Genomic DNA, 4,011 nt, shown 5'->3' with positions numbered 1-4,011 from the left:
GCCGTCCAACGGACCGGAGTCGCGCAGGGTGCCCTCTCCGGTGGTCGCCACGCCGGTCTCGACGGGGTCGGGCTCACCGGTCTCGACCACGACCCGCACCGGCAGGTCGAAGGCCTTGGCGAAGTCCAGGTCGCGCTGGTCGTGGGCGGGCACCGCCATGATGGCGCCGTGGCCGTAGCCGGCCAGGACGTAGTCGGCGGCCCAGACGGGCATGCGCTCGCCGTTGACCGGGTTGACGGCGTAACGCCCCAGGAACACACCGGTCTTGGGGCGCTCGGTGGTCTGACGCTCGATGTCGGAGAGCTTGGAGATGTCGGAACGGTAGGCCTCGAAGGCCTCGCGCCGCTCGGGAGCGCACAGCTCCTCGGCCAGGTCGGCGTCGGCGGCCACCACGAAGAAGGTGGCGCCGTACAGGGTGTCGGGCCGGGTGGTGTAGACGGTGACCGGCTCCTCCCGGCCCTCGATCTCGAAGTGCACGTCGGCACCGGTGGAACGGCCGATCCAGTTGCGCTGCATCGCCAGGACCTCGTCCGGCCAACGACCGTCGTCCAGCTGGTCCATGTCGTCCAGCAGCCGCTGGGCGTAGTCGGTGATCTTGAAGTACCACTGGTTCAGGGCACGACGCTCGACGTCGGAGCCGCAACGCTCGCACTTGCCCTGGATGACCTGCTCGTTGGCCAGCACGGTCTGGTCCTTGGGGCACCAGTTGACCAGCCCGTCCTTGCGGTAGGCCAGGCCCCGGTCGAAGAACCGGGTGAACAGCCACTGGTTCCACTTGAAGTACTCGGGGTCGCTGGTGTGGATGCGCCGGGACCAGTCCACGCCCACGCCGTAGCGGGCCATCGACGAGGCCTGGGTCTCGATGTTGGCGTAGGTCCACTTCTCCGGGTGGGAGTTGTTCTTGATCGCCGCGTTCTCCGCGGGCAGACCGAAGGAGTCCCAGCCGACCGGGTGCAGGACGTTGTCGCCGCGTTGGAGGCGGTAGCGGCCGATGACGTCACCGATGGCGTAGGCCTCGGCGTGGCCCATGTGCAGGTCACCGGAGGGGTAGGCGAACATGTCCACGATGAAGGAGCGGGGACGTTCGTCGGCGGGATCCTCGTTGGCCTTGAACGGAAGTTCGGCGGCCCAGCGCGCCTGCCACTTGTCCTGGAGGGCGCGGGCGTCGTAGGTGTCGCCCGTCGTCTGGTCGCCGTCTACCGCTGTCATCGCTCAGTGTTCCCTTGGCCGTTTCCTGGTGTGTCGACTTCAGGTTAGCGGCTGGCGGCCCCCTTCGCGGACCGGTTTTCGGGCGACCGCGATCCGGTTCGTCACGGAGCGTCAAGCGGGTGTCGGTGGATTTACGGACCCCACGCCCCTCCACACCGACCGCCCGGTTTGTTACTCTGCCGTTCAAGTGGCGCAGAACACACGTCGCAGGTCATGCCTGCCGTTCGTCGCACCTGTTCCTCAATGACATGCCGCGGGAGGCCCCCATGTTCAACCTGTCCACTCTCTTGGAGGACGGTGCTCGTTCCACTCCGGAGAAGGAATGTCTGGTCTTCGGCGACACGCGTCTGAACTACGCGATCACCGACATGATCGCGAACCAGGTCGCGAACCTGCTCGTGTCCCGTGGGATCGAGCCGGGTGACCGGGTGGCCCTGGCCAGCCCGAACCTGCCCTACTTCCCCTTCGTGTACTTCGGCGCGCTCAAGGCGGGCGCCGTGGTCGTCCCGTTGAACGTGCTGCTCACCCCGCGTGAGATCGCCTATCACCTGGAGGACTCCGGCGCCAAGGCCCTGTTCTCGTTCACCGGCTCGCCCGAACTCCCGCTGGGCGAGCGGTCCTTCGAGGCCTTCGGCCAGGTGGACACCTGTGAGGTCTTCATCGACATGCCGGCCGCGGCGGGTGCCACCGAGTCCGACATCCAGGGCGCCGAAACGATCTGGGCGGCCCTGAACGGTCAGCCGGGCACCTTCGAGACCGTCCAGCGCAACGGCGACGACACGGCCGTCATCATCTACACCAGCGGCACCACCGGACGCCCCAAGGGCGCCGAGCTGAGCCACACCAACCTGATGATGAACGCCGTGGTCTCCGCCGGGCTGGTCAACCCCCACCCGGACGGGCGTGACGTGTCACTGGTGGTGCTGCCGCTGTTCCACATCTTCGGTCAGACGGTCATGCTCAACGCCGTCCTGTACCGGCACGGAACGATGGTGCTGCTGCCCCGTTTCGACGGCGCCCAGGCCCTGGAGCTCATGCAGAAGGAGGGCGTCACCGGTTTCGCGGGCGTGCCCACCATGTACTGGGGTCTGCTCAACGCCGCCCGATCCACCGAGGCCGAGTACGACCTGGAGCGGATCGCGGACAACGTCGTCGACGCGGTCTCGGGTGGTTCGGCGCTGCCGGCCCAGCTCGCGGAGGACTTCACCAAGCTCTTCGGGGTGGGCATCAAGGAAGGTTACGGCCTGTCCGAGACCTCCCCCGTGGCCTCGTTCAACAACCCCAACACCGGCGCCAAGACCGGCTCCATCGGCCGCCCGGTGTGGGGCGTGGAGATGAAGCTGATCGACCCCGAGTGGAACGAGGTCGTCAAGGAGGGCGAAGAGGACCCGGTGGGTGAGATCGCCATCCGCGGCCACCTGATCATGAAGGGCTACCACAACCGCCCCGAGGTCAACGCCGAGGTCATCAAGGACGGCTGGTTCCGCACCGGTGACGTCGCCCGCCGTGACGACGACGGCTTCTACTTCATCATCGACCGGTCCAAGGACATGATCATCCGCGGTGGTTACAACGTGTACCCGCGGGAGGTCGAGGAGGCCCTGATGACCCACGAGGCGATCAGTCTGGCCGCCGTGGTGGGCGTCCCCCACCAGACCCACGGGGAGGAGATCAAGGCGTTCGTGATCCTCAAGGACGGTGCCGAGGCCACCGCCGAGGAGCTGACCGCCTTCGCCCAGGAGAGACTGGCCGCCTACAAGTACCCGCGTCAGATCGAGTTCCGCGACGAGCTGCCGATGACCTCCACCGGCAAGATCCTCAAGCGCGAGCTGCGCGAGGGCTGATCCCGCCGCGCGTTCGAGGGCCGCTCCCCCTTCCGGGGGGGCGGCCCTCGTCGTTCGCGTCCCGCCGACGCTCAGCCCTTGACCGCGCCCTGCACCAGCCCGGCCACCAGCCAGCGCTGGACCAGGATGAAGAACACCATCACCGGGATGGTGATGATCGTGGAGGCCGCCATGACGTGCCCCCAGTCGTTGGCGTACTGGCCGAAGAACTGACGCAGCCCGACCGCGACCGTGTAGTTCTCGCTCTGGGTCATGAAGGTCATCGCCAGAACGAACTCGTTCCAGGCCACGATGAAGGAGAAGATGGCGGTGGCCACCAGACCGGGCGCCACCAGCGGGAACAGCACCTTCCAGAACATCTGCGGCCAGGAGGCGCCGTCGATGTAGGCCGCCTCCTCCACCTCCTTGGGCACCGCCGCCACGAACCCGCGCATCATCCAGATCGCCAGGGGCAGTGACAGCGCCACGTAGGCGACCGCCAGGCCCAGCACCGTGTTGAGCATCTGCAGGTCGCGCACCTGGATGAACAGCGGGATGACCAACGCTTCCAGCGGCACCATCTGCACGACGAGTACCAGGACCAGCACGGCCGTGCGGAACCGGAAGCGGAAGCGGCCCACGGCGACCGCCGCCAGCATCGCGAGGACGCAGGCGATGGCCACGGTGATCGCGGCGACCGTCAACGAGTTGCGCAGGTACAGGAGGAAGTTGGCCTCCACCAGGACGTACCTGAAGTTCTCGAAGGTGAAGGAGGTCGGCAGCAACGCGCCCGTGCCGGAGGTGGCGCTCTCGGAGAAAGCACTGACCAACATGAAGTAGACCGGGAACAGGGTGAAGAACAGCAGGAGGGAGACCCCCGCCGCCTTGGCCACGACACGGCCCAGGCGCAGGGAGTTCCCCCGCTTGCGGGCGGCCCGCACCTGTGCGGCCCAGTCGGTCTCGTTCCGTCCTTCGACGG

The 4,011-nt window shown here is 67.2% G+C and carries 3 protein-coding genes; 1 reads left to right on the top strand and 2 read right to left on the bottom strand.

Features of this window, described 5'->3' with window-relative positions; all coding sequences use genetic code 11:
• Nucleotides 1-1,209, bottom strand: a 1,209-nt coding sequence (locus K8V84_RS19015; RefSeq protein ID WP_304076813.1) for a class I tRNA ligase family protein, incomplete at its 3' end; no start/stop codon positions are given.
• Between the two features lie 266 nt (nt 1,210-1,475).
• Between K8V84_RS19015 and K8V84_RS19010 the strand changes: the two genes are divergently transcribed.
• On the top strand, nt 1,476-3,053 hold the full coding sequence (locus K8V84_RS19010) for a long-chain fatty acid--CoA ligase (protein ID WP_304076811.1): 1,578 nt from the start codon (nt 1,476-1,478) through the stop codon (nt 3,051-3,053).
• Nucleotides 3,054-3,124: 71 nt separating this feature from the next.
• Here K8V84_RS19010 and K8V84_RS19005 read toward each other — a convergent pair whose 3' ends face one another.
• The gene (locus K8V84_RS19005; RefSeq protein WP_304076816.1) at nt 3,125-3,943 is read right to left on the bottom strand and encodes a carbohydrate ABC transporter permease; all 819 of its coding nucleotides are present in this window, start codon (nt 3,941-3,943) and stop codon (nt 3,125-3,127) included.
• Between the last annotated feature and the right edge of the window lie 68 nt (nt 3,944-4,011).

The organism is Nocardiopsis listeri (assembly GCF_020741345.1).
Lineage (GTDB): Bacteria > Actinomycetota > Actinomycetes > Streptosporangiales > Streptosporangiaceae > Nocardiopsis > Nocardiopsis listeri_A.
This window is presented reverse-complemented; position numbering and strand designations above follow the sequence as displayed.

Excerpts from the sequence above, each read along its gene's own strand:
- K8V84_RS19010 (WP_304076811.1), top strand. The coding sequence starts at position 1,476 with ATGTTCAACCTGTCCACTCTCTTGGAGGACGGTGCTCGTTCCACTCCG.